The sequence below is a fragment of the Pseudonocardia spirodelae genome, assembly GCF_037727765.1.
Classification (GTDB): domain Bacteria; phylum Actinomycetota; class Actinomycetes; order Mycobacteriales; family Pseudonocardiaceae; genus Pseudonocardia; species Pseudonocardia spirodelae.
Map to the genome: position 1 here is coordinate 33,580 of NZ_JBBJUP010000019.1, position 24,979 is coordinate 58,558.

Below are 24,979 nucleotides of genomic sequence, written 5' to 3' on the forward strand. Positions count from 1 at the left end.
GGCGCAGGTCCCCGGCGGGACCGTGAGCGCCCTCGCGGCCGGCCAGCTGATCTCCGAGCGCTACCAGCTGGACCGGCGGATCGCGGTCGGCGGGATGGGCGAGGTCTGGGAGGCCTCCGACACCCGCCTGGGCCGCAGCGTCGCGGTGAAGGTGCTCAAGGCCGACCTGTCCGACGACCCCGAGTTCCTGCACCGCTTCCGCATCGAGGCGCGCACCGTCGCCTCGCTGGACCACGCCGGGATCGCCGCCGTGCACGACTACGGCGAGGACGACGGCCCGTCCGGCGGTGGCCGGACGGCGTACCTGGTGATGGAGCTGGTCCGCGGCGAGCCGCTGTCGTCGCGGATCGGGCGCGGACCCATCCCCGTCGAGGAGTCGCTCGACATCCTCGAGCAGGCCGGGCGCGCGCTGTTCGCCGCGCACGAGCGCGGGTTCGTGCACCGCGACGTGAAGCCCGGCAACATCCTGCTGCGCACCGACGGCGTCGTGAAGCTGACCGACTTCGGCATCGCCAAGGCCGCCGACGCCGTCCCGGTGACCCGGTCCGGCATGGTCATGGGCACCGCGCACTACATCGCGCCGGAGCAGGCCTCCGGCGAGGAGGCCGGGCCGTCCGGGGACGTGTACTCCCTCGGCGTCGTCGGCTACGAGTGCCTGGCCGGCGTGCGCCCGTTCCGGGCCGAGAGCGCCGTCGCCGTCGCGATGATGCAGGTGCGCGACGAGCCGCCGCCGCTGCCCGACGGCATCCCCGAGCGGGTCCGCGAGCTCATCTCCTCCGTGCTGGTCAAGGACCCCGAGCAGCGCTACGCCGACGGCGCCGAGTTCGCCGAGGCGGTCGCCGCGGTGCGGCGCGGGCACCGCCCGCCGCCGGCCGGCATCCCCGCCCCCGGCGGGTACGCCCCCGACCTGCGGGGCGGTGCGGCGGGGACCGCCGACCAGCCGGCCCGGCACACCCACCGCGGCGGGGCCGACGACGAGCCGCGCGAGGACCGCGGTCCGCGCACGGGTGACCCCTTCACCGGGCCGCGACGGCCCGGGTCGGACCGTTCCCGCCCGGACGGGGTGTCCCGCCCGGTCACCGGCCCGCGGACCGGCGAGGGGCCCGCACGGCAGTCGGGCCCGTGGACGCCGGGGGGCACGCCCCCGCGCTCGGGACCGGTCGCCGTCCCGCCGGGGTCGCCGGCCCACGGTGCGTCGCTGCGCCCGCCGCCGGGCCCGCACACCGGTCCGCCGACGGGTGCGCACGGCCGCCCGCCGGGCGTCCCCGGGCCGGGTACGCCGGGCCCGCAGCGGCCCGTCCCGCTGCGTCCCCCCGTGCGCCGCAACGCCTCCGCCGACCGGATGCCCGAGCAGCACCCGTCCGGGCCGCTCGACCTGACGCCGAAGCGGTCCGGGCGGGCGAAGGCGTGGCTGGCGGTGCTGTTCGTGCTGCTGACCGTCGCCGCGGTGGTGCTGGCGGTGCTGATCCTCGGCGGGACCTCGCCGGACGCGATGCGGCCCGGGTCGATGGGTGCCCCGCCCGGTACCGTGAGCACCGCGGCCGGACCGGCCGCCGGGCCCGCGCAGGAGGTGGCGGCCACGGCGCCGCTCGTCGCTCCCCCTGCCGAAGATCGACCGGAGGTGCGCGGTGATGGCCCGGTGATGACCCGGTGATCCCATCGGAGCGGCGCTCCGGCGCACACACCGCCCGTCCGGGACCGGCCGCCTCCGCCGACCGGCATGATGAGTACGCCTTCGACCCCGGGAACCAGAACCGATGACGACACCACGACTGCTCTCCGAGCGCTACGAGCTGGGCGACCCGCTCGGCTACGGCGGCATGTCCGAGGTCCACCGCGGCCTCGACACCCGGCTCGGCCGGGACGTGGCGGTCAAGGTGCTGCGCGCCGACCTGGCCCGCGACCCGCAGTTCCAGCTGCGGTTCCGCCGCGAGGCGCAGAACTCGGCGTCGCTGAACCACCCGGCGATCGTCGCGGTGTACGACACCGGCGAGGTCCAGTCCGAGTTCGGCCCGCTGCCCTACATCGTCATGGAGTTCGTCGACGGGCAGACGCTGCGCGAGATCGTCAAGACCACCGGCCCGATGAGCCAGCAGCGCGTCGTCGAGGTCATGGCCGACGTCTGCGCCGCGCTCGACTTCTCGCACCGGCACAACATCATCCACCGCGACGTCAAGCCCGCGAACGTGATGATCAACGGTGTCGGCGCGGTCAAGGTCATGGACTTCGGCATCGCCCGCGCGCTGGGCGAGGGCCAGAACGTCACCCAGACCGCGGCCGTGATCGGCACCGCGCAGTACCTGTCCCCCGAGCAGGCCCGCGGCGAGGCGGTGGACGCCCGGTCCGACGTCTACGCCGCAGGCTGCGTGCTGTTCGAGCTGCTCACCGGCGAGCCGCCGTTCACCGGCGACACCCCGGTCGCGGTGGCCTACCAGCACGTGCGGGAGGACCCGCGCGCCCCGTCGGAGCTGAACCCGTCGGTGCCCCCCGCGCTCGACGCGGTGGTGCTCAAGGCGCTCAGCAAGAACCCGGCCAACCGCTACCAGTCGGCCGCGGAGATGCGCGCGGACCTGGTGCGGGTGCGCAACGGCGAGCCCGTGCACGCGCCGCTGGTGATGAGCGAGCACGAGCGCACCCACATGATGGCGCACGACGGCGCCACCCAGGCGATGGCGACGCGCCGGCTCGACGCGGGCGGCCCGCCCACCGGCCGGCACGTCATGCCCCCCACCCACCCGGAGTACGACGACGGGGACGGCCGCGGGAAGGGCCGCAAGGCGCTGCTGTGGGTCCTCGCCGTCGCCGTCGTCGGGCTGCTCGGCTTCGTCGGCTTCCAGGTGTTCACCTCGTCCTCCCCCGACCAGGTGTCGGTGCCCGACGTGCTCGGCCAGACGCCGGACCAGGCCCGCCAGCGCATCACCGACGTCGGCCTGCTGTTCTCCCAGCAGAACGAGCCCTCCGACGTCGCGCAGGTCGGCAAGGTCGTGCGGACCGACCCCGGCGGCGGCAACCAGGTCGCCGAGAACAGCCGGGTGACCGTCTACGTCGGCAGCGGTCCCGCCCAGGTGACGGTCCCGAGCGTCGAGGGGCTCAGCCCCGAGGAGGCCGAGGCCAAGCTGCGCGAGGCCGGGCTGCAGGTCGGCGGGCGCACCGAGCGCGACACCACGAACTCCGCGCAGGTCGGCAAGGTCGTCACCTCCGACCCGGGCCCGGGCCAGCAGGTCGCCGGGAACACCCCGGTGTCGCTGGTCGTCGGCCGCCAGCCGACGACGATCCAGGTGCCCGACGTGTCCGGCCAGTCGGCCGACGCGGCGCGCGCCACCCTGCAGGGCCGGGGCTTCACCTCGATCACCACGACCGAGGTCGACAGCAGCGGCCAGGCCGGGCAGGCCGTCGGGACGAACCCGTCGGCCGGCACCCGGGTGGCCGCGGACCAGACCATCACGATCCAGATCAGCCGCGGCAACCAGAACCAGGTGCCCAACGTGGTGGGTCAGCGCGTCGACAGTGCGATCAGCACGCTGCAGGAGGCCGGCCTGTCCCCGAGCATCCGGCAGGTCGACGTGTCGGACTCCTCGCAGAACGGCATCGTGCTGCAGCAGAGCCCGTCGGGCGGGTCCGACGCGTCCAGCGGCCAGACCGTCACGCTCACCGTCGGCAGCTCCTCCGGCGGCGGTGGTGGCGGCGGCGACGGGGACAGCGGCAGCAGCGGCTTCCCGTTCAACTGACGATATTGCAGGGAGGGACCGTGCGCGTCCTCGTCGTCGACAACTACGACAGCTTCGTCTACAACCTGGTCCAGTACCTGGCCCAGCTCGGGGCCGACCCGGTCGTGCGCCGCAACGACGAGGTCGAGCTCGACGAGCTCGACGAGGTCGGCGCCGTCCTGGTCAGCCCCGGCCCGGGGACCCCGGAGCGGGCCGGCCGCAGCGTCGAGGTGATCCGCCGGGCCGCCGATCGCGGCACGCCGCTGCTGGGTGTCTGCCTGGGGCACCAGGCGCTCGCGACCGCCTGGGGTGGTGTGGTCGAGCGCGCGCCCGAGCTGCTGCACGGCAAGACCTCCCAGGTGTTCCACGACGACACCGGCGTCCTCGCCGGGCTCCCGTCGCCGTTCACCGCCACCCGCTACCACTCGCTGACGATCGCCCCGAGCGGGCTGCCGTCCGAGCTGCAGGCGACCGGGCACACCGAGACGGGCCTGATCATGGCCGTCCGGCACCGGGAGCTGCCGATCCAGGGCGTGCAGTTCCACCCGGAGTCGGTGCTCACCGAGGGCGGGCACCGGATGCTGGCGAACTGGCTGGGCGAGGCCGGCTACGAGGTGCCCGCCGAACTGGTGACGCGGCTGACCGAGGAGATGGCCGGGCTCGTCGCCGGCGTCTGAGCGGTCCGGACCCGGCCCCCGCGCGTCCCGGGAGCCCCGGGTCGGTGACGTGTCCCGCCCGTGTCGGCGGTGTGACCCGCCCGGCCGGGCGGTCGCGCTACCGTGGTGGCGGATCCGTCCGGGTCGCCGCGCCCCGCGGCGCGGGCGCCCCGTCGCAGGTCCCGCCCCCGGCCGGCGCACCGGCCGGACCCCCGTGTCCGACTCCGACAGGCGATGAGGTCCGCACAGATGCCGAAGTCGAAGGTCCGCAAGAAGGCGGCCTACACCCCGCCCCCGGTCAGCCGCACCCCGCAGAAGGTCGCCGGCCCCACGCACCCCGCCTACATCGCCGTCATGGTCGCGATGTGGGTGCTCGGCCTGGCCTGGCTGGTCGTCAACTACCTCGCGGGCCCGTCGATCCCGTTCATGGCCGCGCTGGAGAACTGGAACTTCATCATCGGGTTCTCACTCATCGTGATCGGCCTCCTGATGACCATGCGGTGGCGTTGACCAGCAGAAACACACGGGTGTGAGTTGTCCACGCTGTGGATGAACGCTGTGGACAACTTCACATGACCACGTACGGTGATCGAATGCGGTGGTCGACGCCGGTGGGCGCCGTCGTCGCGCTGTGGGTGCTCGCGGCCGCCGCGACCGCGTGGGTCGTGGCGCTGCTCGTGTCCGGGGCGGACCCGGCCGGGGCGCTCGTCGCGGGCGTCGCCGCCGTGGGTCTGGGGCTCGCGGCGGCGTCGGGGACCCGGGCCCGGCCGCGCCTGGAGGCCGGTCCTGAGGGCATCACGGTGCGCCGGCTGACCTGGACCCGGCACGTGCCCTGGTCCCGCGTCGACGAGGTACGGCTGCTGCGGACGCGCCGGCTGGGCCGCGAGTCGGTGCTGCTGGAGCTGGAGCTGCGCGACGTCGACGACGCCGAGCGGCTCGTCGTCCTGGGGCGGGCGGAGCTCGGCGCGGATCCGGTCGACGTCGCCGACGACCTGGCGGTGCTGCGCCCGGACCACCACCCCGGGAACGGCCCGGGACACGGCCGGCCGGATCAGTAGCCGGCCGCGAGCAGCCCCGCGGCCCGCACGCCGATCAGCACCAGCGCCAGCACCGCGAGCCCGGCCACGGCGAGGGCCTGCGTGCGGCGGCGGCTCGGCGAGCCCGCACCCAGGTGCACCAGGGCCGCGGTCGCCGCGGCCCCGAAGAGCAGCCCGCCCAGGTGTCCCTGCCAGGAGATGCCCTGGATGCTGAGGCTGAGCACGGCGTTGATGGCGATCACCGTGACGACCTGCCCGGTGGGCAGCTTCAGCCGCCGCAGCAGCACGAACAGCGCACCCATCAGGCCGAACACGGCCCCGGAGGCGCCGGCGGTGGCCCCGGCGGGGTTGCTGAACAGCATGACCAGCGCTGCGCCGCCGAGCATGGACACGCCGTACACGGCGAGGAACCGGGCGCGCCCGAGCACCGTCTCGACCTCACGGCCGATGATCCACAGGGCGAACATGTTGAACGCCAGGTGCAGGGGCCCGATGTGCAGGAAGCCGGAGGAGACGATCCGCCAGATCTCCCCGCCGGCCACCAGCGCCGGGACGAGGGCGCCCTCGTCGAACAGCGCCGAGGCGTAGTTCTGCATGAGGCTGCCCGCGGTCAGCGCGGTCAGCGCGTAGACCGCCACGTTCACGACGATCAGCGCGGGAACGGCCACCGGCCGACCCGCCGCGCTCGCCCCGGCGACGGTGCGCCGGCGCGGTGCGGAGGCCGCCGCCTGCGCCAGGCAGTCGACGCAGTGCTGCCCGACCGAGGCCGGGCGCAGGCACTCCGGGCAGGCCGGCCGGTCGCAGCGCGTGCAGGCGAGCGCGGTCGGGCGCCCGGGATGGCGGACGCAGTCCGGGTCGGGCCCGCCCGCGGCGGGCCGCCCCGTCCACGGCGGTCCGCCGCCGTCGGGTCGTTCGCTCACCACGGCCCGTCCACCCGCCGGTCGGAGAACAGCGGGCTCAGGCCCGCTCGATCTCGATCTTCTCGATGACCACGTCGGTCAGCGGCCGGTCGGCCTGCCCGGTGGTCGTGTTGGCGATGGCGTCCACGACGGCCCGCGACTCGGCGTCGGCGACCTCACCGAAGATGGTGTGGCGCCGGTTCAGGTGCGGGGTGGGGCCCACCGTGATGAAGAACTGCGACCCGTTGGTCCCGGGGCCGGCGTTCGCCATCGCGAGCAGGTAGGGCCGGTCGAACTTGAGCTCCGGGTGGAACTCGTCGCCGAACTGGTAGCCCGGGCCACCGCGACCGGTACCGGTCGGGTCGCCGCCCTGGATCATGAAGCCGCTGATCACACGGTGGAAGATCGAACCGTCGTAGAACGGCCCGGAGTCGCCGCCGCTCGCGTTCGGCCCCGTGTAGTCCTTGCTGCCCTCCGCGAGGCCGACGAAGTTCGCGACCGTCTTCGGCGCGTGGTCGCCGAACAGCTCGACGCGGACGTCGCCCTCGGAGGTGTGCAGGACGGCCGTCGTCTTGGCGTTTCCTGGTTCCGTCACGGCTACCATCGTGCCAGTAAGCAGCCGCATCCGTGGGAAGCAGGTCCGGAACATGAGTGCCGAAGCCACGCGGGCCCGTGCCCGCAGGGACGCCGCCGAGGCCGTGCACACCCTGGCCGACGCGGGACGGATCGCCGGCGGGGCCGCCGTCGGGGCGGTCACCGGCGGGGTCTCCGCGCGACTGTCCGATCTGTCCGACGCCGTCGCCGGCTCGGTGCACGACGCGCGGCAGGCGCTGGCCGAGGCCATCGAGCCGTCCCCGGTGGCGGTCCGCCGCGCACCGTGGATCCTCGCGGTGCTGCTGCTGAGCGGCCTCGCCGCCTGGGCCTGGGCCACCGTGCTGCGCCGCGACCGGGCGGTGGACCCGGGCACCCCGGTGTCGACCGTCCCGCCCAGCGACGACCAGATCCACGGCAAGCCCGTCGGGCAGGGCCGCGGGCAGACCTCCACCGGGCGCTGAGTCAGCGGTCCCCGGGCCGCAGCGTCGTCAGGAAACCGGTGACGGCGGCCTCGTAGCCGTCGGGGTCGGCGTTCCAGCTCCCGGTGTGCTCGGTCCCGGTGAACTCCCGGTAGGTCACCGGCCAGCGGTGCCCCGGCGCCGCCGCGGCGAGGTCGCGGCTGAGCGCGACCGGGACGGCGGTGTCGGCGTCGCTGTGCAGCAGCAGCGTCGGCGGCCGCACCGCGGGCGGGCGGCGGACCAGGTCGAAGCGGTCCAGGTCGATCCCGATCCGCCGCTCGGTGAACCGGGCCGCCACCCCCGCCAGCGACGGCGGCAGCCCGCGGTTGCGCGCCTGCCGGCGCAGCGTGCGGCGCCAGTCGAGCAGCGGTGCGTCCCAGACGACACCGTCGACGAGCCCGGCGTGCGGGGAGCGGTCGAGGAACGCACCGCCGACCGCGGCCCCCATCGACCACCCGACGAGCAGCAGCCGGCGCGCCCCGTGGACCAGGGCGTAGGCCGCGGCGGCGTCGACGTCGCGCCACTCGGTGTCACCCAGGTGCGACCGCCCGTCCGGCGACGGCGGCGCCGTCCCGTCCCCGCGGTAGCTCACGACCAGCAGGGTCGGGCCCGCCGCGTGCAGTGCGGGCAGCATCCGCAGCGCCTCGCGGCGGGTCCCGCCGCGCCCGTGCACGCACAGCGCCCAGGTCTCGGTGTCGGCGCCGGGGATCCGCCACGCCGGGGCGGGCCCGAGGTCGGTGGGGACCTCGACGTCGTCGAAGGCGAGCCCGCGGGCGGACGGGTCCGGGTCGTACGGGCCGGCGTCGAGCACCGCGGGGCCGGTCGTGGGCACCGGGCCCCCGCGCAGCTCCCGCACGACGGTGCGCCGTCCCCGTTCCAGGACCGGCCCGACGACGGCGAGCCCGGCCGGACCGCGCAGCCCCCACACCCCCGGCTGCGACGCGAGCCGGGTACGGGCCAGCTCGACGGTGCCGCCACCGGCCCGCAGCACGCGCTCCGGCAGCCCGGGGTGCGCGGCGGGGTGCAGCAGGACGGTGGAGTAGTGCCAGCCGACGGCGGCGGCCCCGCCGGCGCCCCCGAGGGCACCGGCCAGCATCCCCGCGGCGGGGGCCGCCCGGCGGACGGAGCGTCGGACGGACGGGCTCGGCGCGCGCACGCGCTCATCCTGCTCCGCCCGCACCGGGCGCCGCGACCGGTGCCCATCGGCAGCACAGCGTGACGATCTCCGCGGTGCACGTGCGAGCCCCCTCTCGGGTTGCCACTCGTACGGGTGAAGATCGGCGTGCGACGGGTGCGGAGCGCAACCGAGCACAGTGGATCTCGTTGTCCTCCGGCGAGGGTCACCCCGGTGGCCCTCAGCTCCCCAACCCCCATCGGAAGGACGCGCGCATGAACCCGCTCGCCCGTACTGCCCTCCGGGTGTCGCTCGCCGGCGCCGGTGTCGCCGCGCTCGGCGCCGGCGTCGTCGGCCACGCCTCGGCCGCCGAGCTGCCCGAGCCCCTGGACGCCGCCGACACCTCGGCCCTCACCGACGCCCTGCCGTCCGCGGGCGGGGAGGGCACGTCCTCCTTCGGCGACCTGCAGTCGCCGCAGATGCAGCTCGCGGGTCTGCCCGAGCTGCCGGCCGGCGACGCGGTGTCCCCCGACGCCCTGTCCTCCGACGCGCTCTCCACCGACGCCCTGCCGACGGACGCGCTCCCCACCGACGCGCTCCCCACCGACGCCCTGCCGACCGACGCGCTCCCCACCGACGCCCTCACCGACCGCTCCGTCGGCGACCAGCTGCCGACGCTGGAGATCCCGGACGTCATGTACCTCGAGGCGCCGACCGTCTCGTTCTGAGCGCCGGGCCCCCGACCGGCGCTCCCCCGGCCGTCCGTCCGCCGCCCCTCCCGGGCCGCGGGCGGGCGGCCGTGCCGTGTCGGGCCTGCTGCGTCCGGTGCGCCGCCGTCGCGCTCAGGGCCGCCCGTGCCGCGGTTCCGGTGGCGGCGCCGGCACCACCGGTGCCCGCACCACCAGCTCGTAGCGGTCGAACGACCCCTCGTCGTCGACGACGTGGCGCAGGAACCGGAACCCCGAACGCCGCGCGACCCCGACCGACGCGGTGTTCTGCGGATCGACGTCGATCGAGATCCACCGCACGTCGCCCCGCTCCCCCAGGTAGCGCGAGGCCAGCCGCACCGCCCGGGTCGCGAGCCCGCGCCGCCGGAAGGCGGGGTACACGCCGTAGGACAACCCGGCCCGGGCGTCGCCCGGGTCCAGGTCGACGTCGATCGTCCCGGCCAGCACGGAGCCGCCGTCGACACGGATGCCGAAGCTCAGTTTGGGCCCGTCGTCGGCCCAGCGTTCGATCGCCCGCCGCACGTGCGCCCGGGCCGTCGCCGGGGTCGCCGGCGCACCGCCGAGCCAGCGGACGATCTCGGCGTCCTCACCGGCCAGCTGGGCCTGCACGTCGTCCCAGTCGAGCGGGCTGAGGACGACGACGCCGTCCGCCAGCATGTTCGAGGGCCGTGCCACGCCACCATCCTGCCCCAGGCGTCGCCGTGCGTGATCGGGCCCTCCCCCCTCCGTGGCGGCGCGTCAGACCGACGGCGCCGCGCGCACCCGGTAGCGCATCAGCAGGGTGTCGTCACCGGTGACGACGCTGACCAGCTCCAGGCGGGCCGGGTCCATCCCGGCGCCGCGGGCGATCCGGCCCGCCTCCCCGGACACGAGGAACGGGGCCAGGGTCAGCCGGAACTCGTCGACGAGGCCGGCCTCGGCCAGGCTCCCGAACAGCGCGGGCCCGCCCATGCAGTTGATCCGGCGCAGGCCCCGTTCGGTGAGCGCGGCGATCGCGACGGCCAGGTCGACGGACCCGTCACCGGTCAGGACGACCTCGGCGCCGGCGTCGGTCCAGCGGCCGCGCAGGTCGGCGGGCACCGACTCGCAGGTGAGCACGAGCGTCGGGACCAGGGTGTCGGTCAGCACGGGCGCCGAGGGGTCCAGCGACTTCCCCGAGGAGGTGACCACCGCCGTCGACGGCAGCGCCGACAGCCCGAACCGGCGGCGCCGGTCGTCCATCCGGTCGGTGTGCTTCACCCCGGTGAAGCCCTCGGCGGTGGCCGTCCCCGCGGCGACGAGCACGACGTCGGCCAGGTCGGTCCCCAGGTCCAGCACCGCCCGGTCGGGCGGCGTCGAGAGCCCGGCCGAGCGGCCCTCGACCTCCACCGCACCGTCGGCGCTGGACACGAAGTTCACGCAGACCCGGGTGCGGTCGTCCGGGTAGGCGTAGAGCCGTTCGAGCTGCTCGGTGGACAGCGGGCCCGCGTCGGCGGCCGGGAAGATCTGGTGGATCACGCTCACGCGAGCAGTCTCACCGCACGCGACGGGTTCCGCTCGCCACGGACGGTGGCGACCATCTCGCAGGTCTCCCGGGTCGCGCGGGCCTGGTGCGCCCGCACCATCGCGACGCCGCGGTCGGCGGCCAGCGCCGTCGCCGCCAGCGTGCCGGTCAGCCGCTCCTCCAGCGGCACCGCGAGGGACTCCCCGACGACGGTCTTGTTCGACATCGCCAGCAGCACCGGCCAGCCGGTCGCGACCATCGCGTCGATGTCGCGCAGCACGGCCAGGCTGTGCAGGGTGTTCTTGGAGAAGTCGATGGCCGGGTCGATCAGGACGCCCTCGGCGGGCACCCCCGCGGCGACGGCCTTCTCGGCCAGCGCCACCGTCTGGTCGACGACGCTGCGCACCACGTCGGCGTAGCGGGGCCGGTGCGGCTCGGTGCGCGGGGTGACGTGGTCGGTGTGCGCACTGACGTAGCCGGCGCCGTAGCGGGCGGCGACCTCGAGGATGCCCTCGTCGGCGGCGGCCCAGTTGTCGTTGACCAGGTCCGCGCCGGCCGCGCAGACGGCGTCGGCGGGCCCGGCGCGGAAGGTGTCGACCGAGATCGCGACGTCCGGGAACTCCCGGCGCGCCCACTCCACGGTCGGGACGACGCGGTCGATCTCCTCCTGCTCGGACACCTCGGTGCCGGGGCTGGCCGGGACGCCGCCGATGTCGATGACGTCGGCGCCCTCGGCGACCACCGCCGCGATCCGGTCCCGGGCGGCCTGCTCGGCGAAGGTGACGCCGTGGTCGTAGAACGAGTCGGGGGTCCGGTTCACGATCGCCATGACCATCGCCCGGTCCCGGTTCCAGGTGCGTCCACGGAACGTCACGCTCGGCACGCGGTCTCCTCACTGCACGACGGGCCCGCTGCAGGACCCGTTCGGATCTCCATCCTCCCCGGGCGGGCGGCGCCGCGCCCACCCCGGGTGAACGGGTCAGCCGCGTGCGTACTCCCGCAGCGGGGGCTCCGCCGGCACCCGCGGCTCGGTGGCGACGCTGGTCGCGACCTGGGCCAGCAGCCGCGCCTCGTTCGCCGGCAGCTGCGCCCGGTCGACGGCGGGCATGACGTCGCGCAGGCACACGGCGCGGTCGATCCGGCGGGCGTCGGCCGGGCCGTCGTGGTCCAGCGCGTCGGCGACGACGGCGTACCCGACCGGGTCGGTCGTGCCCATGCTCAGGTGTTCCGCGACGTGCACCGGGCAGATCGCCTGCACCGGCACGTTCGCGAGCCGGCCCGCCCCGTCGCGGCGCAGCTCCGAGCTCGCCGCGGGCGGCAGGTTCGGGACCACGACCTCGTCGGTGACCGTGTAGACGACGGTGTAGTCGATGCCGGCGAAGGTGTCCGGCCCGTCGTTGAGGGCCCGCAGGAAGCCCGCCCCGGTCCGCTGCTGCCAGAACGCCGGGACGCAGCCGGGGCCGCACACCGGGTAGGCGTCGATCGTCCCGTAGTTGGACGGGTCGATCCCGATCACGTCGGTGACCATGCCGCGGGTGTCCGGCCAGTACTTCAGCGCCCAGCGCGGGACCATCCCGCCCTGGCTGAACCCGAGGACCGAGATCCGGCCGCCGGCCTCGTCGTGCATCGTGCGGATGGCGTGCACGACGTGCTCGGCCGCGACCTGGACGTCGCCGGTGGCGTGCGCGGGCAGCCGGACCCGGCACCAGGGCCGGCCCTCGCCGGTGAAGGCGCGGGCGTAGTTCCAGTCGAAGTTGACGTCCGGGTTCAGCGTGGTGCCCGGCACGAGCAGGACGGGCTCGCCCGCGGAGCCGTCGGCGAGGTCGCCGGAGCAGGTGAGGCTCTCGTCGAGGCCGGGCGCCGTGAGCGCCGGGCCGGTGCCGTCGTCGCGGGACGGGGAGGCCGTCGCCACCCCCGCGACGCCGACCAGGCAGGCCGCGGCGGCGGCCAGCGCGAGCAGGGTGGACCTCGTCGTCCGCGGCATGTCTCCCCCGTGATCGTCGATCTTCTGCAACGGTGAACGAGCGGACCGACCTGCGGTGACGCGTTGCCGTCGGACGGACGAGAACGGCCGGTCCCGTGGGGGACCGGCCGTCCGCCGTGGTCCGGGACCTCAGGCCAGGTGCAGGCCGGAGATCGCGCGGGCGATGACGAGCTGCTGGATCTGCTCGGTGCCCTCGAAGATGTCGTAGATCTTCGCGTCCCGGTGCATGCGCTCCACCGGGTGCTCGCGCGAGTAGCCGGCCCCGCCGAGGATCTGGATGGCGCGCTCGGTCGACCACACCGCGACGCGGCCGGCCTTCAGCTTCGACATCGACCCCTCGCCCGCGGTGAACGGGACGCCGTTGCGGCCCATCCACGCGGCCCGGTGCACGAGCAGCCGGGCGGCGTCGATCTCGGTCTTCATGTCGGCGAGGGTGAACGAGATCGACTGGTTCTCGATGATCGGGCGGCCGAACGCGACCCGGTCCTTGGCGTACTCCAGCGCGTACTCGTAGGCGGCGCGGGCGATGCCGATGGCCTGCGAGCCGACGGTCGGGCGGGACAGCTCGAAGGTCTGCATCGCCGCGGAGCCCGTCGACCGCTGGCCGGAGCGGGCGCGCGCCAGGCGCTCGTCGAGCTTCTCCTTGCCGCCGAGCAGGCAGGAGCCGGGGAGCTTCACGTCGTCGAGGAAGACGTCGGCGGTGTGCGAGGCCCGCAGCCCCATCTTCTTGATCTTGCGGGTGGACTCCAGGCCCGGGGTGCCCGGCGGGACGACGAACGCCGCCTGCCCCTTTCCGCCCAGCTCCGGGTCGACGACGGCCTGTACGACGTGGATGTTCGCGATCCCGCCGTTGGTGGCCCACGCCTTCTGGCCGGTGAGGGTCCACTCGTCCTTCGCCTCGTCGTAGACGGCGCGGGTGCGCATCGCCGAGACGTCCGAGCCGGCCTCGGGCTCGGAGCTGCAGAAGGCACCGACCTGCGGCTCGGAGGCGTCGCCGTAGCACTGGGGGATGAACTCGACCATCTGCTCGGGCGTGCCCGAGGCGAAGATGCCGGCGACGGCGAGGGTGGTCCCGAAGATCGCCATGCCGATGCCGCCGTCGCCCCAGAAGAGCTCCTCGTTGACCAGCGGCATGGACAGGCCGGTCTCGTCACCCCAGAAGGAGGCGAGGGTCTCGAAGTTGTAGAGCTCGATCTTCGCGGCCTCCTGCAGGATCGGCCACGGGGTCTCCTCGCGCTCGTCCCACTCGGCCGCGGCCGGGCGCACGACGTCGGCGGCGAAGCCGTGCACCCACTCCTGCAGCTCGCGGTGCTCCTCGGACAGTTCGAAGGAAGTAATCTCAGCTCTCCGCTGGTCGGTCGCGTTTCTCGTCAGGCGGACGGGATCTGGAACATCTTCTGCAGGGCGGTCGCGAAGCCGACGTCGCCGGAGACCTTGAGCTTGCGCGTCATGAACAGGGTCACCGGGTTGGCGTTGTTGGTGGCGACCTTGAGGAACTCGGTGCCCGGCATCGTGAGCGCGGTGCGGGCGTCCTCGTCGGTGCCGTGGGTGACCGTGCAGCTGCCGTTCTGCATCACGGTCTGGAAGCTGTCGACGGTCGAGCCGTCCTTGATGTGCCAGTGCACGACCTGGCGGTTCGAGCTCGCCCCCTTCGAGGAGTAGAACTCGCTCATCCGCCCGAAGATCGCCTCCAGCACGGGCCGGCGGACGTCGGAGGACATGACCGTCGCGAGCTGCTGCTTGGACGCGCTCTTCACCAGGCGGGCGAACAGCGACGGGTCGACGTCGGCCGGGTCCCCGTCGCGCAGCGCGGTGCCCAGGGTCGCGAGCAGCTGCTCGTCGGACAGGGACTTGGGGTCGACGCTGCGACCCAGCTCGTTGATGTCGACCGTGCCGGCCATCGCTCCACCTCGCCGTGGGTTGGTCTCAAGTGTCCGGTACTCGCGGTACCGATCAGGACGGGGCGTACTTTACGCAGCAGTAGCTAAGCTGTCGAGATGGCACCCGAACCCCGTCGCCGGCTCCCGCCCGAGCAGCGCGAGAAGCAGGTGCTCGACGCGGCCGTGCGGGTGTTCTCCCGGTCGGGCTTCCACGACACGTCGATGGACGCCGTCGCCGAGGAGGCCGGGCTGTCGAAGCCGATGGTCTACACCCACGGCGGCGGCTCGAAGGAGGAGCTGCTGCGCCGGTGCATCCGGCGCGAGGCCGACCGGCTGCTGAGCTCGGTGTCCGGCGCCGCCGCCGGTGCACCCGCCGACGCCGAGGTGCGGCTGCGACGCGGGCTGCACGCGTTCTTCACCAGCGTCACCACCCACCGCGACGGCTGGTCGGTGCTCTACCGGCAGGCCCGCACCGGCGCGCTCGCCGACGAGGTGCAGGCGGCCCGCACCCGGATCGTCGACCGGGTCGCTCAGCTGCTCGCGGCCGAGCTGGCCGTCCCGGACGGGGTCGACCCCACGACGGTCACGGCACCGCTGGCCGCGGCACTGGCGGGCGCGGCCGAGGGACTCGCCGACTGGGCCCGCGACGCGGACGAGCCCGACCCGGACGTCCTCGCGGGGACCCTGATGGCGCTGCTCTGGCCGGGTCTCGCGCTGCTGCGCGGCTGACCGGGGCGCGCCGTCAGGTCTCGGTCGCGGGCCGGGTCACCAGCCGGCGGGTCCGGTCCGGCAGCCGGTCGACGATCCGGCCGATCCGCTCCGTGGTGCCCTGCAGCGGCGCGAGCGCGTCGGCGAGCACGCCGATCTGGCGGTCCAGCGCGTCGATCCGGGCGGCGACGGAGCGCAGGTCCGGCGCGACGGCGGTGAGCTGGCTCGCGGCCTGCGCGAGGTTGAGATCGAGCGCGGCGAGCCGCGGGGACCCGTCGGTCTCCGACGCCGGGTCGGCGACCGCGGAGGCGATGCGCCGGATCGGCCCCTGCTCCCCGGCCGCCGCCGCGAGCGCGGTGAGGTCCTCGCGCAGGGTCGCGAGCGTCCGCAGCGGCTCCACGGCACCGGCCAGGACCGCGAGGTCGCCGGGGGTGCGGGCCAGCTCGTGCAGCGGGCCCACGGCCTCGGCGAGCCGGGCCAGGTCGGCCCGCGCGGAGGCGAGCTCGTGCACCGCCGGGACGGCGCCGGTGAGGCCCTCCAGGTGCTCACGCGCCGCGGCCAGCTCGCGCAGCGGCTCGACGGCACCGGCCAGCCGGCCGAGGTCGGCGCGGGTGGCGGCGAGCTCCTCCAGCGGGGCGACGGCGTCGGCGAGACGCTGCAGCGTGGTGACGGCACCGGCGAGTGCCGCCAGGTCGGCCGCGGCGGGCGCGAGCTCGCGCAGCGGCGCCGCGGCCCCGGCCAGCTCGTGCAGGTCGCCGGACAGGGCCGCCAGCTCGGTCAGCGGTCCGACGGCGGCGCTCAGCTCGCGCAGCGGCTCCACGGCCGTACCCAGCTCCCGCAGCGGGCCGACGGCGGTGCCGAGCTCGCGCAGCGGCTCCACCGCGCCGGCCAGCGCCTGCAGCGACGCGACCGCCCCGGCCAGCTCGCCGAGCGGTCCCACCGCGGCCGCGAGCTCGTGCAGGTCCGCACGCACCGCCGCCAGCTCCCGCAGGTCCGCCCGCATCCCGGCGAGCTCGTGCAGATCCGCCCGCACCGCGGCCAGCTCGTGCAGGTCCGCCCGCACCGCGGCCAGCTCGTGCAGGTCCGCCCGCACCGCCGCGAGCTCGTGCAGGTCCTCACGGACCCCGGCGAGCTCGTGCAGGTCCCCGCGCAGCCCGGCCAGGTGGTGCAGGTCCTCCCGGGCACCGGCCAGCTCCTGCAGGGGCCCGGCCGCGCCCGCCAGCTCGACGACCGCCCGGGTCAGCCGGTCGATCCGGTCGACGGTGCCGGGGTCGTCCCACAGGGTCACGACCCGGCCCAGGACGTCGTCGAGCACCGGGGCGAGGCCGGTCAGCGCCGCGTCCACCCCCGCGATGCGCCGGGGCAGCGCGGCGAGGTCGGCCGCCACCGCAGGCGCCGCGTCGACGGCGCGCGGGGCCTCGGCCAGCCAGCCCGGCAGCCGTCGCCCGATCTGGACGGCCGCGCCGACCGTCCCGACCGCGGCGCCCAGCAGCGTCCCGGTGATGCCCGCGGGCGTCCAGCGACCCGGAAGGGGCTGCTCTGCCATCGGTCTCCTCCGGGGCTCGCGGGTGTGGCCGCGCCCAGCCTCTCAGATGCGGTGCCGCCGTGTACCGCTCAGTAGGAGGTGTCGGCTCAGTACGAGGTGTCGTCGACCCGCGCCGCCGCGTCGCCGCCGGCGTCGCGGGCCGCGGCGTCGTCGAGGATGGTCGCGGTGCCGCTGGTGCCGAACCGGGTGACCCCGGCGGCGTGGAAGGCCAGCACGGTGTCGAGGTCGCGGACACCGCCGGAGGCCTTGACCCGGACGTCCGGGCCGACGGTGGCCCGCATCAGCGCGACGTGCGCGGGCGTCGCGCCCCCGCCGGCGAACCCGGTGGAGGTCTTCACGAACGCCGCACCGGCCGCCTCGGCGGCCCGGCAGCCGGCGACGATCTCGTCGTCGGAGAGCAGGGCGGTCTCCAGGATGACCTTGACGACCCGCCCGTCCGCGGCCTCGACGACCGCACGGACGTCGGCCTCGACGTCGTCGGTCAGGCCGCTGCGCAGCCGTCCGATGTTCAGGACCATGTCCAGCTCCGCGGCGCCGTCCTCGATCGCCTGCCGGGACTCCGCCACCTTGGCCGCGGTGCTGGTCGTGCCGTGCGGGAACCCGATCACGGTCCCGACCGCGACGCCGGTGCCGTCGAGCCGGGCGACGGCGTGGGCGACGTCGGAGGGACGCACGCAGACGCTGAAGATGCGGTAGCGGGCGGCGAGGTCGAGCTGGGCGTCGACGTCGGCGCGGGTCAGCTCCGGCTTCAGGATGGCGTGGTCGATCATCCCGGCGATCGCGGCGGCGGTGAGGGTCGGTGCGCTCACGGTGGTCCTTCGGTTCCGGCGGGAGGATCGGCCCCCGCGCGTGTCGGTCGGTGTCCGGGACGGAGGCTACGCGCCCGCGACCGGCGGCTTCAGCGCATGCGGCCGGGCGCGGCCGCTGCGATGCTGGTCGCGCGTCGTCGGAGGTTCCGGTGGCGGAAGGGGGACGACCATGGCGGACGACGACCGCTCCGTTCCGGACGCCTCCGCGGTTTCCGACGCCGGGCCGACGCTGCGCTTCGAGCAGTCCCGCCACCCCTCGGGGGCGACGGTGCTGCACGCGATCGGCTCCGTGGACGACGAGACCTCCCCCGACCTGTGGGTCGAGATGGGGATCTGGTCCGAGGCCGGCTCGGAGCTGATCCTGGACCTGTCCCGGGTCGACTTCCTCGGGACGGCGGGCCTGAACTCGCTGCTGCAGTCGCGCGACATGATCGGCGCGGAGGGCAAGCGGCTGCGGGTGCACTGCGGGGGGAGCCGTCCCGCGCGCCGGGCGCTGCAGGTCACCGGGGCGATGGACCTGTTCGACATCGTCGACCGGATCCCCGGGGACGCCACGCCGTCGCGGACGATGCTGTTCGGCGTCCCCGACCCGGGCACGCGCCTGGACGGTCAGCGCCGCTCGAACGACGGGTAGCCCGCGGCCGCCTCGTCCGCGCACCGGCGCAGCACCCCCGCCACCCCACCGGGCACGGCGTGGGGCGGCGCGGCGTCGGCCGGGTCCGCGGCGCCGGCCCGTGCCTCCATCGTGGCGAGGCCGTCGGCGTCGAGCGTGGCCAGTGCCGCGTCCACCCACTCGACCTGTCCCTGCAGGCAGGCCGCGTCGTTGCCGTACCCGCGGGTCGGCGCCCGCGGCGCGAAGAGGCCGGGGAGACCGGGCCGGGCGAGCCCCAGGACGCCGGGGCGTCCGTCGTGGCCGGGGACGTCGATGCCGTCGGTCGCGGGTCCCTCGTCGAAGCCGGTGGCGAGCACGATCGCGTCCAGCTCCAGGACGCCGCCGCCGGCGAGCTCGATCCCCTCGGGCCGGATCCGCACGACCGGGTCGGCGGCGACACCGCGCACCTCGACGTCGTCGCGGTGGAACGCCTCGAGCCATCCCTGGTCGGTCGCGACGGGGCGCAGGCCGTAGTCGTCGCCGGTGGGGACCAGCAGCGCGGCGAGGCGGTCGTCGGCGAGGCGGTCCCGCATCCGGTCGCGCACCACCGCGGCGGCCGCGGCCCGCAGCGCCGGGTCCGACGCGAGCCCGGCCAGCCGGGACGGGTGCAGCTGCAGCGGGTCCTCGTCGTAGGCCGTCCCCAGGGTGTGGAGTCCTCTGTGGACAGACGGGTGGGTGGTGCCCGACGGCGTGGACCGCACCGCCAGGCGGGTCGCGGCGAGCCGCTCGCGGTAGGCCGCCCGCTCGGGCCAGCCGAACACCGGGTTGGCCGCGGGCAGCACGAACCGCGGTGTCCGGACGAGCACGGTGAGCCGCCCGACACGCCCGGCCAGGGCGGGGACCAGCTGCACCGCGCTCGGCCCGCAGCCGAGGACGCCCACCCGCAGGCCGTCCAGCTCCGGCGCGCGGTCCGGCCAGCGTCCGGTGTGGAGCACCGGTCCGCGGAAGTCCGCGCGGCCGGGGACCGGATCGAGCCGGGGTGCGGAGAACCCGCCGGTGCAGCGCAGCAGGAACCGGGCCGACAGCGCGCCGCCCGCCGTCGTGACGCGCCAGCGGTCGCCGTCGCGGTGCGCGGACACGACCGGTGTGGACAGTCGCAGGTCGCGGTGCAGGTCGAGCCGGTCGGCGACGAACCGCAGCCAGCGCAGCACCTCGTAGCCGGCCGGGAACCGCTCGCTCCAGCCCCAGTCGCGGTACAGGTCCGGGGAGGACAGGTACTGGTAGGCGAACCCCTCGGTGTCGATCCGGGCACCGGGGAAGCGCTGGTGGTGCCACACCCCGCCGAGCTCCGGCGCGGCGTCGAGGCAGACCACCCGCAGGCCGCGGCGGCGCAGCAGGTGCAGCGCGTACAGGCCCGTGATCCCGGCACCGACGACGACCGCGTCGTACTCCCCGTCCATCGGCCCAGCGTCCTGGGCGGGTGCGGGCCGTGGGCGGATCCGTCTCAGATCGACACGCGGTGCGCCGTCGGCGAGGCTGCGGGCCTGGAGCCGGACGGGGAGGGGTGACGGTGGCGGCGATCCTGTTCGGGGTGGGCGGCCTGGTGCTGCTGCTCGTGGGTGCGGAGCTGCTGGTCCGCTCGGGCAGCCGGCTCGCGACCCGGCTCGGCCTGTCGCCGGTGGTGATCGGGCTGACGGTCGTCTCGGTCGGGACGAGCCTGCCGGAGCTCGCGATCGGCATCGACGCCGCGCGCTCGGGCAGCCCCGGCATCGCGACGGGCAACATCGTCGGGACCAACCTGGCGAACCTGCTGCTCGTGCTCGGCCTCGGCGCGCTGCTGCGCCCGGTGCCGTTCGACCGGCGGACGCTGCGCGTCGACCTGCCCGCGGTGGTCGCCGCGGCGCTGCTGCTGTTCGTGCTGTCGCGCGACGGCACGATCGGGCCGGCCGGCGGGGCGGTGCTGCTGGTCGCGGCCCTCGGCTACGTCGTGCTGGTCCTGCGCACCGCGCCGCGCGAGGAGGTGACCGCCGAGGCCGACGCCGGCGCCGGGCGCGGCGGGACGGTGGTGCAGCTGCTGGTCCTGGCCGGGTCGATGGGGCTCGTCGTGCTCGGCGCGGAGTGGCTCGTCGACGGCGCCGTGCAGGGCGCGCAGCTGCTCGGTGTCGACGACGCGGTGATCGGGCTGACCGTCGTCGCCCTCGGGACCTCGGCGCCCGAGCTGGTCACCATGCTCGTCGCGGTGGCCCGGCGGGAGTCCGGGATCGCCGTCGGCAACCTGGTCGGGTCCAGCGTCCTGAACATCGCGCTGGTGCTCGGCGCGACCGTGCTCGCCGCGCCGGGTGCGACGATCGCGGTGCCGCCCGACGTCGTGGACTCCGACCTCGTCCTGCTGGTCGTGGCGACACTGGGGACCGCACTGGCGATGCGGACCGGGGCGCGGCTGTCGCGGGCCGAGGGTGCGGTCATGGTCGCCGCCTACGTCGCGTACCTCGTCTGGCTGGTCCTCACCCGCACCTGAGCGGGTGCACACTGGGGCGATGACGGGTTCCACCTGGTCCTGGCCCGACGACACGACCGCGGCCCGCGATCTCGCGGACCGCCTGGAGGAGGCGGCCCGGGCGCTGCGCGACGGACGGGCCACCGTCCGGCGCGCCGGGACCGGCACCGCCTCGGACGGCCACCGCGGGCTCGAGGTCGACCTGACCTGGACCGAGCCCGCGGGCTGAGGCGGGCTCAGGGGACGGCGAGCTCGGCCCAGACCCGCTTGCCGGACCCGCGGGCGTCGCAGCCCCAGGACCGGGCGACGGCGTCGACGAGCTGCAGGCCGCGGCCCCGCACGGCACGCGGGTCGACCGGGCGCAGCCGCGGGCGGCCTGCGCCGTCGTCGTCGACCTCGATCCGGACGGTGCCCGGTCCGCGCCGCAGGACCAGCCGGAACGCCGTGCGCGCGTGGTCCACGACGTTGGCGACGAGCTCCTCGACGACGAGCACCGCGTCCGCGACGACGGGCCCGTCGAGACCCCACCCGGTGAGGGCGGTCCGCGTCGCGCGCCGGGCCTCCCGGCCGACGCCCGGGTGCGGGACGTGCTCGGTGACGACCTGGTCCTCCCCCGCACCGGCGGGGCCCTCGACGCGCACGACGACCACGCCGGCGTCGTCGCTGAGCCGCCCGCCGCAGTGGGCGAGCGCGGCGTCGGTCAGCGCCCGCGCGACGACGTCGGCGGGCGCGGCCGCGTCGACCGCGGCGAGCACGCGGCGCGCGCCCTCCTCGCCGAGCTGCTCCCAGCGGCCGCGCACGTGGGCCTCGGTGATGCCGTCGGTGTGGAGGACGAGGCTGTCGCCCGGGCCGAGCGTGACGACCTCGCCGGCCACGAGCGGTGTCCGGCCGATGCCGAGCACGAGCCCGCCGCCGCCGTGGAACTCGACCCCGCCGCCGGCCCGGCGGACCAGCGCGGGCGGGTGCCCGGCCGAGGCGAGGTGCGCCCGCCAGGTGTCACCGGGCCCGCGGTGCAGCGCGGCCAGGGCCGCGGTGACGAAGCTGACGCGGCCGTCGAACCAGACGTGCAGGACGTCGTTGACGGTGCGCAGGACCGCGGTCGGGTCGGGCTCGGTGTGCGCGGCGGTGCGGGTCGCGGACCGGGCCAGCGCGGTGGTGCGCGCGGCGGCCGCACCCTTGCCCTGCACGTCGCCGACGACGACGGCGATGCCGTCGGGGACGGGCACGGCGTCGTAGAAGTCGCCCATCACCTCGACACCGGAGCCCCCGGGCAGGAACCGGGCCGCGATGTCGAGGCCGGGCAGCCGTGGCGGCTGCGCCGGGAGCAGCGACTCCTGCAGGGTCCGGGCGAGCGTCTCGGCCTCGGCGGCGCTGCGCACGGCGGCCAGCGCCTGGCGCTCGGTCTCGCGCAGCGCGAGCCGCAGCGCGATCTCGCCCTCGACGGCGTCGGCGAGCGTGCGGATCGTCTCGCGGTGCAGGTCGGTCCACTCCCGCACGACGACGTCCATCGCGCACAGGTTGCCCACGACCTGCCCGTCCGGGTCGCGCACCGGCACGCCCAGCCAGGACGCCGCCCCGAACTCGGTCATCAGCGACAGCTCCCGCAGGCGGGGGTCGGCCGCCACGTCCGGCGCGCAGACCTCGCCGCCGGCCTCGACGACCACCCGGCAGCCGCTGTCCTCGACCGGGGCCTGGAACACCCCGTCCGGGCCGACGATCGCCGCCGGGTCCGGGGTGCCCTTGAGGAACGTGCGGACGTCGTCGACGACGGTCAGCGTGACCGTCGGGGTGCCGAGCACGACCGACACGAGCCGGGTCAGGCGGTTGAACGCCTCCTCCGGACCGGTGTCGAGCAGGCGGGTGGCCCGCACGGCCTCCAGCCGGGCGACCGACCGCAGCGGCGAGGGTGCCGCGGCCGCGGCACCCTCGTCGGACACCAGGCTCATTCCCGCGATCCTGGCAGCGGCGGCGGTCGCCGTCCTGTCGGCGTGGTCCGGCCGACAACCGATCGTCAATTGTGACGATCGGCCTCAGTCGCCGCGGCCGGAGTTGAGCCGCGCGGCCCGGCGGGTCAGGTGGTCCCGCTCGGCCGGGTTCGACGCCCGGTGCGCGGCCTCGGCGTACAGCCGCGCGGCGGTGTCCCGGTCGCCGTCGCGTTCGTGCAGGTGGGCGGCCACCGCCGTCCAGCGCGGCAGGTCCGGGTCGAGCCCGGACAGGGCCGCCAGGCCGGCCCGGGGGCCGTCGGCCTCCCCGACCGCGACGGCCCGGTTCAGCCGGACGACCGGGCTGCCGGTGAGGCGGACCAGCTCGTCGTACCACTCGACGATCTGGACCCAGTCGGTCTCCGCGGCCGTGCGGGCGTCGGCGTGCAGGGCCGCGACGGCGGCCTGGGCCTGGAACTCACCCAGCCGGTCGCGGGCCAGCGCGGCCTGCAGGATCCCGACCCCCTCGGCGACGAGCCCGGTGTCCCACCGGCCCCGGTCCTGCTCCGCCAGCGGGACCAGCTCGCCGTCCGGGCCGGTGCGGGCGGCCCGGCGCGCGTGGTGCAGCAGCATCAGCGCCAGCAGCCCCGCCACCTCCGGGTGGTCGACGGCGGCCGCGAGCCGCCGGGTCAGCCGGATCGCCTCGGCCGCGAGGTCGACGTCGCCGGAGTAGCCCTCGTTGAACACCAGGTACAGCACCCGCAGCACGGTGGCGACGTCGCCGTGGCGGTTCAGCCGCTCCCCCGCCACGGTGCGCTTGGCACGGCTGATCCGCTGCGCCATCGTCGCCTCGGGGACGAGGTAGGCGGCGGCGATCTGGCGGGTGGTGAGCCCGCCGACCGCACGCAGGGTCAGCGCCACCGCCGACGACGGGGACAGCGCCGGGTGCGCGCACAGGAAGTAGAGCTCCAGGGCGTCGTCGTGCCCGGCGGCCGGGCCCGGGGCGGGCTCGGCGTCGACCCGTTCCTCGCGCCGGCGACGGGCGCCGTCGGCCCGGGTGGCGTCGAGGAAGCGGCGCCAGGCCACCGCGACCAGCCAGCCCTTCGGGTCCCGCGGCGGGTCGGCGGGCCACGTGCGCAGGGCCTCGAGGAGGGCGTCCTGGACCGCGTCCTCGGCCGCCGCGAAGTCCGCTCCGCGGCGGCCGAGGACACCCAGCACCTCCGGCACCAGGCTGCGCAGCCGTGCCTCGTCCACCCGGGTCACTCCGTGACGGTGGGCGGGGCCTCGAGGAACGGGCGCAGCTCGATCCACTCGTGGATCGGCCTCCCGCCGGCGCCGGGCGCCGCCGAGAGCTGCCCGGTCAGCTCGACGGCGCGGTCGTAGCTGTCGACGTCGATGATCATCCAGCCCGCGACCAGGTCCTTGGTCTCGGCGAACGGGCCGTCGGTGACCGGCGGCCGGCCCTCGCCGTCGTAGCGGACGAAGGTGCCCTCGGGGGCGAGCGCCTGGGCGTCGACGAACTCGCCGCTCTGCTTCAGGTCGTCGGCGAAGTCCTGCATGAACCGGATGTGGGCGGTCACCTCCTGCGGCTCCCACCGGTCCATCGGGACGTCGTTCACCGGGGCCGGGGCGCCGCGGTAGTGCTTGAGAAGCAGGTACTTGGCCATCGTGGACTCCTCGTGCCGGTCGCGGCCCATCCTGGCCGCGCTCACCCCGGGGACGGAACCGTGGCCGCGTTCTCGACACGGTTGCTCGATTTTTCTTCTACCCGTCAGTAGGTTCCGCCCATGATCCGTGCGACGTCCGTCCGAACCGTGTCCGCCCCGCCCGAGACGGTGTGGGCCGTCCTCGCCGACCACGAGGGGATGTCGGCCTGGGCGCCGGGCCTCAAGGTCGCGGTGACCCGGCCGGGCTCGCCGGAGCCGAACGGCGTGGGCGCGGTGCGCAAGGTCGGCATCGGGTCGCCGGGACCGATCGTCGAGGAGATCACGGCGTTCGAGCCCGGCCGCCGGCTCGGCTACCGGGCCCTCGCCGGGGTGCCGCTGAAGAACTACCGCGGCGAGGTGACCCTGCGGCCGTCGGGCTCGGGCACCGAGATCACCTACGCGGTCGAGGCCGACAAGCGGCTGCCCGCCGGGGAGGCGGCGCTCGCCAAGGGCCTCGCCACGGTGCTGCTGTCCGGGCTGGTGCGCGGGGTGGGCACCGCCCGCTGACCCGCCGTTCTCACCCGTCCGGCCGCACCCGTACCGGACGCACCGGCCGTCCCCGCCCTCCGTTCCGACGATTGACGCCGCCTGCCCCGGCGAGCTTCACTTGCCCGCAACAAAGTTGTGCGCAATGCATTTCCGGGGTCAACGGCGACGAA

General features: G+C 75.6%; 27 protein-coding genes. 12 read left to right on the forward strand and 15 right to left on the reverse strand.

Annotated elements, in window-relative coordinates; genetic code table 11:
- Positions 1–22 precede the first annotated feature (22 nt).
- From WJX68_RS25265 to WJX68_RS20705, 5 genes are all read left to right on the forward strand, one after another.
- A complete protein-coding gene (locus tag WJX68_RS25265) occupies positions 23–1,654 on the forward strand; it encodes a serine/threonine-protein kinase (protein WP_422785746.1) in 1,632 nt (543 codons plus the stop codon).
- 103 nt (positions 1,655–1,757) lie between these two features.
- Positions 1,758–3,728 carry a Stk1 family PASTA domain-containing Ser/Thr kinase gene (pknB, locus tag WJX68_RS20690; protein WP_340293569.1) on the forward strand — a complete coding sequence of 657 codons (1,971 nt, stop codon included), beginning with the start codon at positions 1,758–1,760 and terminating at the stop codon, positions 3,726–3,728.
- A 20-nt stretch (positions 3,729–3,748) separates the two neighbouring features.
- A complete protein-coding gene (locus tag WJX68_RS20695) occupies positions 3,749–4,384 on the forward strand; it encodes an aminodeoxychorismate/anthranilate synthase component II (RefSeq protein ID WP_340293571.1) in 636 nt (211 codons plus the stop codon).
- A gap of 228 nt (positions 4,385–4,612) precedes the next feature.
- Positions 4,613–4,873 carry a cell division protein CrgA gene (gene crgA / locus WJX68_RS20700; RefSeq protein ID WP_340293573.1) on the forward strand — a complete coding sequence of 87 codons (261 nt, stop codon included), beginning with the start codon at positions 4,613–4,615 and terminating at the stop codon, positions 4,871–4,873.
- Positions 4,874–4,956: 83 nt separating this feature from the next.
- Positions 4,957–5,421 (forward strand): PH domain-containing protein, encoded by a 465-nt coding sequence (locus WJX68_RS20705; RefSeq protein WP_340293575.1) that lies wholly within the window; start codon positions 4,957–4,959, stop codon positions 5,419–5,421.
- Here WJX68_RS20705 and WJX68_RS20710 read toward each other — a convergent pair.
- Both WJX68_RS20710 and WJX68_RS20715 read right to left on the reverse strand, forming a co-directional pair.
- Positions 5,415–6,320, reverse strand: a complete 906-nt coding sequence (locus WJX68_RS20710; RefSeq protein WP_340293577.1) for a rhomboid family intramembrane serine protease — start codon at positions 6,318–6,320, stop codon at positions 5,415–5,417. The two genes, WJX68_RS20705 and WJX68_RS20710, sit on opposite strands and share 7 nt — an antisense overlap.
- A 37-nt stretch (positions 6,321–6,357) precedes the next feature.
- Positions 6,358–6,903 carry a peptidylprolyl isomerase gene (locus WJX68_RS20715; RefSeq protein ID WP_340293580.1) on the reverse strand — a complete coding sequence of 182 codons (546 nt, stop codon included), beginning with the start codon at positions 6,901–6,903 and terminating at the stop codon, positions 6,358–6,360.
- Positions 6,904–6,946: 43 nt separating this feature from the next.
- On the opposite strand from WJX68_RS20715, the gene WJX68_RS20720 reads away from it, so the two are divergent.
- Positions 6,947–7,354, forward strand: a complete 408-nt coding sequence (locus WJX68_RS20720) for a hypothetical protein (protein ID WP_340293582.1) — start codon at positions 6,947–6,949, stop codon at positions 7,352–7,354.
- A gap of 1 nt (position 7,355) precedes the next feature.
- On the opposite strand, the gene WJX68_RS20725 is transcribed toward WJX68_RS20720, so the two are convergent.
- Complete coding sequence (locus WJX68_RS20725) at positions 7,356–8,507, reverse strand: alpha/beta hydrolase family protein (protein WP_340293584.1); 1,152 nt, start codon at positions 8,505–8,507, stop codon at positions 7,356–7,358.
- Between the two features lie 233 nt (positions 8,508–8,740).
- On the opposite strand from WJX68_RS20725, the gene WJX68_RS20730 reads away from it, so the two are divergent.
- Complete coding sequence (locus tag WJX68_RS20730) at positions 8,741–9,193, forward strand: hypothetical protein (RefSeq protein ID WP_340293587.1); 453 nt, start codon at positions 8,741–8,743, stop codon at positions 9,191–9,193.
- 114 nt (positions 9,194–9,307) lie between these two features.
- Here WJX68_RS20730 and WJX68_RS20735 read toward each other — a convergent pair whose 3' ends face one another.
- The 6 genes from WJX68_RS20735 to WJX68_RS20760 all read right to left on the reverse strand — a co-directional run bounded on the left by WJX68_RS20735 (position 9,308) and on the right by WJX68_RS20760 (position 14,561).
- Entirely contained in the window at positions 9,308–9,868 is a 561-nt protein-coding gene (locus tag WJX68_RS20735; protein ID WP_340293590.1) for a GNAT family N-acetyltransferase, read from the reverse strand.
- Positions 9,869–9,931: 63 nt separating this feature from the next.
- Positions 9,932–10,696 (reverse strand): dihydrofolate reductase family protein, encoded by a 765-nt coding sequence (locus WJX68_RS20740; RefSeq protein WP_340293593.1) that lies wholly within the window; start codon positions 10,694–10,696, stop codon positions 9,932–9,934.
- The gene (folP, locus tag WJX68_RS20745) at positions 10,693–11,559 is read right to left on the reverse strand and encodes a dihydropteroate synthase (RefSeq protein WP_340293596.1); all 867 of its coding nucleotides are present in this window, start codon (positions 11,557–11,559) and stop codon (positions 10,693–10,695) included. Before folP ends, WJX68_RS20740 begins: the two co-directional genes overlap by 4 nt.
- Positions 11,560–11,655: 96 nt before the next feature.
- Positions 11,656–12,660, reverse strand: coding sequence for an esterase/lipase family protein (locus WJX68_RS20750; RefSeq protein ID WP_340293599.1), 1,005 nt, complete (start codon positions 12,658–12,660; stop codon positions 11,656–11,658).
- A 129-nt stretch (positions 12,661–12,789) separates the two neighbouring features.
- A complete protein-coding gene (locus WJX68_RS20755; protein ID WP_340293737.1) occupies positions 12,790–14,034 on the reverse strand; it encodes an acyl-CoA dehydrogenase family protein in 1,245 nt (414 codons plus the stop codon).
- Positions 14,031–14,561 carry an SCP2 sterol-binding domain-containing protein gene (locus WJX68_RS20760; RefSeq protein ID WP_340293601.1) on the reverse strand — a complete coding sequence of 177 codons (531 nt, stop codon included), beginning with the start codon at positions 14,559–14,561 and terminating at the stop codon, positions 14,031–14,033. Before WJX68_RS20760 ends, WJX68_RS20755 begins: the two co-directional genes overlap by 4 nt.
- 96 nt (positions 14,562–14,657) lie before the next feature.
- Here WJX68_RS20760 and WJX68_RS20765 point away from each other — a divergent pair, with 96 nt between their 5' ends.
- The gene (locus tag WJX68_RS20765) at positions 14,658–15,269 is read left to right on the forward strand and encodes a TetR/AcrR family transcriptional regulator (protein WP_340293604.1); all 612 of its coding nucleotides are present in this window, start codon (positions 14,658–14,660) and stop codon (positions 15,267–15,269) included.
- Between the two features lie 13 nt (positions 15,270–15,282).
- Here WJX68_RS20765 and WJX68_RS20770 read toward each other — a convergent pair whose 3' ends face one another.
- Positions 15,283–16,794, reverse strand: a complete 1,512-nt coding sequence (locus WJX68_RS20770; RefSeq protein ID WP_340293606.1) for a hypothetical protein — start codon at positions 16,792–16,794, stop codon at positions 15,283–15,285.
- Positions 16,795–16,880: 86 nt separating this feature from the next.
- Complete coding sequence (gene deoC, locus WJX68_RS20775) at positions 16,881–17,603, reverse strand: deoxyribose-phosphate aldolase (protein WP_340293608.1); 723 nt, start codon at positions 17,601–17,603, stop codon at positions 16,881–16,883.
- A gap of 169 nt (positions 17,604–17,772) precedes the next feature.
- On the opposite strand from deoC, the gene WJX68_RS20780 reads away from it, so the two are divergent.
- Positions 17,773–18,237: an STAS domain-containing protein gene (locus WJX68_RS20780; protein ID WP_340293610.1), complete on the forward strand. Its 465-nt coding sequence runs from the start codon at positions 17,773–17,775 to the stop codon at positions 18,235–18,237.
- Here WJX68_RS20780 and WJX68_RS20785 read toward each other — a convergent pair.
- Positions 18,213–19,655 (reverse strand): flavin-containing monooxygenase, encoded by a 1,443-nt coding sequence (locus WJX68_RS20785; protein ID WP_340293613.1) that lies wholly within the window; start codon positions 19,653–19,655, stop codon positions 18,213–18,215. The two genes, WJX68_RS20780 and WJX68_RS20785, sit on opposite strands and share 25 nt — an antisense overlap.
- A gap of 110 nt (positions 19,656–19,765) precedes the next feature.
- On the opposite strand from WJX68_RS20785, the gene WJX68_RS20790 reads away from it, so the two are divergent.
- Positions 19,766–20,713, forward strand: coding sequence for a calcium/sodium antiporter (locus WJX68_RS20790; RefSeq protein WP_340293615.1), 948 nt, complete (start codon positions 19,766–19,768; stop codon positions 20,711–20,713).
- A gap of 19 nt (positions 20,714–20,732) precedes the next feature.
- Complete coding sequence (locus WJX68_RS20795) at positions 20,733–20,921, forward strand: hypothetical protein (RefSeq protein ID WP_340293617.1); 189 nt, start codon at positions 20,733–20,735, stop codon at positions 20,919–20,921.
- 7 nt (positions 20,922–20,928) lie between these two features.
- Here the strand turns inward: WJX68_RS20795 and WJX68_RS20800 are convergent, their stop codons facing one another.
- The 3 genes from WJX68_RS20800 to WJX68_RS20810 form a co-directional block, all read right to left on the reverse strand.
- Positions 20,929–22,638 carry an ATP-binding SpoIIE family protein phosphatase gene (locus tag WJX68_RS20800; protein WP_340293620.1) on the reverse strand — a complete coding sequence of 570 codons (1,710 nt, stop codon included), beginning with the start codon at positions 22,636–22,638 and terminating at the stop codon, positions 20,929–20,931.
- 84 nt (positions 22,639–22,722) lie between these two features.
- Entirely contained in the window at positions 22,723–23,868 is a 1,146-nt protein-coding gene (locus WJX68_RS20805) for an RNA polymerase sigma factor (RefSeq protein WP_340293739.1), read from the reverse strand.
- Between the two features lie 5 nt (positions 23,869–23,873).
- Positions 23,874–24,281 (reverse strand): YciI family protein, encoded by a 408-nt coding sequence (locus tag WJX68_RS20810; protein ID WP_340293741.1) that lies wholly within the window; start codon positions 24,279–24,281, stop codon positions 23,874–23,876.
- Between the two features lie 120 nt (positions 24,282–24,401).
- Here WJX68_RS20810 and WJX68_RS20815 point away from each other — a divergent pair, with 120 nt between their 5' ends.
- A complete protein-coding gene (locus WJX68_RS20815; RefSeq protein WP_340293623.1) occupies positions 24,402–24,827 on the forward strand; it encodes an SRPBCC family protein in 426 nt (141 codons plus the stop codon).
- Positions 24,828–24,979 lie beyond the last annotated feature (152 nt).